General features: G+C 38.7%; 4 protein-coding genes. 2 read left to right on the top strand and 2 right to left on the bottom strand.

Annotation, left to right across the window (positions count from 1 at the left end; all coding sequences use genetic code 11):
* Together mtnK and mtnA are read left to right on the top strand one after the other, a co-directional pair.
* A partial coding sequence (gene mtnK / locus AC1DUW_RS21965; protein ID WP_477643455.1) for an S-methyl-5-thioribose kinase occupies positions 1–878 on the top strand: 878 nt, incomplete at its 5' end.
* Between the two features lie 14 nt (positions 879–892).
* Positions 893–1,939, top strand: a complete 1,047-nt coding sequence (gene mtnA / locus AC1DUW_RS21960; protein WP_053346594.1) for an S-methyl-5-thioribose-1-phosphate isomerase — start codon at positions 893–895, stop codon at positions 1,937–1,939.
* A gap of 191 nt (positions 1,940–2,130) precedes the next feature.
* Here mtnA and AC1DUW_RS21955 read toward each other — a convergent pair whose 3' ends face one another.
* Both AC1DUW_RS21955 and AC1DUW_RS21950 read right to left on the bottom strand, forming a co-directional pair.
* A complete protein-coding gene (locus AC1DUW_RS21955) occupies positions 2,131–3,018 on the bottom strand; it encodes an LCP family protein (protein ID WP_053346595.1) in 888 nt (295 codons plus the stop codon).
* Between the two features lie 113 nt (positions 3,019–3,131).
* Positions 3,132–4,299: S41 family peptidase (locus AC1DUW_RS21950; protein ID WP_477643454.1), on the bottom strand; the 1,168-nt coding region annotated here is incomplete at its 5' end.

The raw sequence follows: 4,299 nt of genomic DNA, 5'->3' as shown, positions 1-4,299 counted from the left end.
CTATCACAATCATGGAAGACCTCTCACACTTAAAAATTGCGAGAACAGGCTTAATCGATGGCGATCAATTTCCATTACTATCTCAACATATTGGTGAGTATGTTGCGAAAACGGCATTTTACACATCTGATTTGCATTTAGAACCGTCTGCGAAAAAAGAAGTGGCCCGAAACTTCACGAATCCTGAACTCTGCAAAATTACTGAAGTTTTTGTTTTCACGGATCCTTTTTTTGAAGAACTACCGGGTGAGTATGAAGTAGAATTGACGGATGCTGCCAAAAGCATTTGGAATGATCAAGAAGTAATACTTGAAGTCGCTAAGCTGAAACAAAGCTTTGAAACCGAACAGGAAGCCTTACTTCATGGAGATTTACATACGGGAAGTATATTTGCAAGTGATACCGAAACGAAGATTATTGATCCTGAATTCGCTTTTTATGGACCAGTTGGGTTTGATCTTGGCCAATACACAGCAAACCTTCTATTCCAGGCAGTTACACGTAATCCCGCTGGAAAAGAGGAAATTTTCACACACCTCCAAGAATTTTGGGATACTTTTGAAGAGACATATACTAGTCTTTGGAATACCCAAAACAAAAGTCCGTTTCGTCAAGTAAATGGTTATCTATCATATGTGCTCACTAAATTCAGAAAAGATGCATATGGTTTTGCTGGCTGTGAGCTGATTCGGAGAACAATAGGCTTATCTCATGTTGCAGATTTAAATGTTATTGAAGATAAAGAAACAAGAATCGCTGCCAAAACGGCTACATTGAAAATTGGTGCTTTTTTAATTAAAAAAAGGGAAGAATTAGATGTTCCAGCTGTGATTGAAGCATTGAAGCAACATACACTGCCTACTTATTCAACCCTTTAAAAGGAGAACTACATATGACGACGACAACAGCCTTACCTTATTCCGTTCAATGGGATGATACTCATATAACTTTATTAAATCAACAGGCCTTACCTACAATTACAGAATTCATTAAACTTTATTCCGTTGAGGATGTATTTAACAGCATTTTGACATTAAAGGTCCGCGGTGCCCCAGCAATTGGTCTAACTGCAGCATTCGGTGTCGCACTTGGAGCGAATCAGGATGGTTCAACTGATTTAGGGGAATTCAAACAAAATGTAACTAAACATATTAAAAAACTAGCTTCTTCACGCCCTACTGCAGTCAACCTTTTTTGGGCGTTAAAAAGGATGGAAAACATTTTGCAAGCAGCCAAGAGTATTCCAACTGCCAAAGAGGCACTTATACTGGAAGCAAAAGCAATCTTTACAGAAGATGAAGAAATGTGCCGAAAAATCGGGGAACATGGTTTATCCTTATTTGCTGAAGGAGATTCCATATTAACGCATTGCAACGCTGGGGGAATTGCCACTGCTCGCTATGGTACAGCCTTGGCTCCCTTCCATCTAGCGAAAGAAAGATCCTTTCCGATAAAGGTATATGCATGTGAAACAAGACCTGTCCTGCAAGGGGCACGTTTGACTGCTTGGGAACTAATGCAATCTGGAGTGGACGTCACTTTAATCTCTGACAATATGGCTGCTCATACCATTCATCATAAACAAATCAATGGCATTATAGTTGGTGCTGATAGGATTGCGGCAAACGGAGATACTGCTAATAAAATCGGGACCTTGGGATTGGCAATATTAGCTAATCATTACGGTATCCCATTCTATGTGGCCGCTCCTTCAAGCACTTTCGACCTTTCCCTTGAATCTGGCACATCCATCCCGATTGAGGAGCGGAATGGGGACGAGATTACCTTCATTCAGGGAGTAAAGATAGCCCCAGATAATGTAAAGACATTCAATCCAGCCTTTGACGTCACACCGAATCATCTAATCACGAGCATCATAACAGAAAACGGTATTATTTCACCAGACTATGTGAAAAACATTCCGCTTTTTGTCAATTGAGCCAGGTTTCATCTTTTAGATGAAACTAATCATAACGAGGCGGAATCGCATATGTGATTTCGCCTCGTTCATTTTACTATGATATTTATATTTATTCTTGCGAGGTTCTTTATAAAAGATTCTATATTATTAAATCAAGCTTAATTTTTCAAAAAATTGATTAAATATTAACAAATAGTGATCAGCACTTCTTACCTTGAAAAAAATTCTTGAAGTGCCTCCTTATTTTTAGTGTAGTCCATTTTCAAAACCGCTCCAGATTGGGGATATATTTCATCTTTATAGCTTCCTTCAACTGGAATCCTTAAGGTTTCTACAGAATCTGGGGATTGGAAGACAACTTGAGAGCCCATTTCCATAATCGTTTTCATCCCAATATCCGTATCTAGGTAGGACATCCCTTTTTCAATAATACTAGGTAGGGCGACCATCCCTTCAAAGGATGAGATTTGATTAATAAATCCCGTTTTTAATTGAACTAATACTTCCTGTTGACGCGCAACCCGTCCAAAATCACTTTCATCATCATGTCGGAAACGGACATATTTCAATATTTCCTCACCATGTAATACATTTTTACCGGTGCTGGCTTCAATGCTCATATCATCAATAATTTCCTGATTCACATCTACCATCACACCATCTGGGGCAAGTAGGTCAACCATCTTTACGAATCCCTTAAAATCAATTACTGCAACATGATCGACTTTAACATCAAAATTTTCTTGTATTGTTTTCTTAAGTAGTTCACTGCCACCATAATAATAAGCAGCATTTATTTTGTTATATCCGTATTTATAACCCGGTATTTTCACATAACTATCACGCATAATAGAAGCCAGTTTTAGCTTCTGCTGCTGAGGAAAGTAGCGTGCTAGTATCACAGCATCTGCCCGAGAATCCTCCTCTCCACGAGAATCGACACCAATCAATAGAAATGTTTTCATATTTTCTTGGCTCTCTTCTTTGGAAAGGTTTTTTTCCGTATTTTTATTCTTATTTAGTTGGGGAACAGGCGAATATGAACAACCAGCCAGCATTAAGATAATTAAACATATGAACAGTACCTTCTCTTTCATATCCTCACCTCATCGGTAAAAGTAACCATATTTTCCCCTTATATTGAAGTATTATGCAATTAACGATAAACAGCCTGTCAACGGTAATCGCTGACAGGCTGTTTATACTCAAATTATTTGATTTCCTTCTTTAAAACTTCCACTGCTTTTTTCACTTGTGTATCATTTTCAAGGATTTTCTCCCGGATGACCTGCATTAATTTCACGGTTGTATCGTCTTTGATAATACCTGTTTCTTTAACCTTTTGTTCTTTTTGGAATTCTTTAACGGCATTTGTTGTTTCTTCATCAAAGAATCCATCTATCTTACCTGGATTATAGCCTGCTGCTTTCAGCATTTCTTCAGCTGCCTTTACTTCACTGGAAGAATCAGATGCTTTCAATTCCTTATCCGGCGAAATATATGGAAGGCTGGCATAATCAGGAAGATTCACTTTAATATCCGGCTTGATTCCTTTTTTATGAATCCAATTACCTTCAGGAGTCAGCCATTTTGCAGCCGTGTATTTAAAGTTAGATCCATCATCGAAGTCTTCGGCTGTTTGCACAGTTCCTTTCCCAAATGATTTAACACCTATTAAAGGAATATCCGCCGATTCACTGACAGCCGCTGCGACAATTTCAGATGCACTTGCACTGCCATCATCAATCAATACGACTACTGGAATCTTTATCTCTCCATTATTCTTCGATTTAAAGACTTCTTTTTTCCCGCTGCGATCCTCAACTTGAAGAACTACTTCCCCATTTGGAATAAACAAGCTTGCCATATCTATAGCTTGGTCGAGTAATCCACCAGGGTTACCACGCAAGTCTAAGATAAGGCCTTTCATATCTTTCTTGGACATATCATTAAGCGCTGTTTCCAGCTCTTGAACAGTATGCTCAGAAAAACTAGTTACCTGGATTTTGGCAACTCCATCATCAAGCATTTCGGAATAAACTGTTTCAATTGGAATGGTATCACGCTTAATCGTAAGATCAATCGGTTCCGATTCACCAGCTCTTGAGATAGATAGTTCCACTTTCGTTCCTTTTTCACCTCTGATTTTCAGGACAGCTTCAGAAGAGCTTAATCCTTCAACGCTTTTACCGTCAACACTTAAAATAATGTCATTAGGTTTTATCCCTGCTTTTTCTGCTGGAGACCCTTTTATCGGTGAGACGACCATAATTTTTCCATCCTGCTCCTGTATCTCAGCACCGATTCCTTCAAAAGATGAAGAGATGCTCTCATGGAAACTCGATGCTTCCTTTTTATCCATATAAGCAGAGTATGGG

It is taken from the genome of Peribacillus sp. P4_C12 (assembly GCF_056402095.1).
Note: the sequence above shows the minus strand (reverse complement) of the source record. Positions and strands in the feature narration are given on the sequence as shown.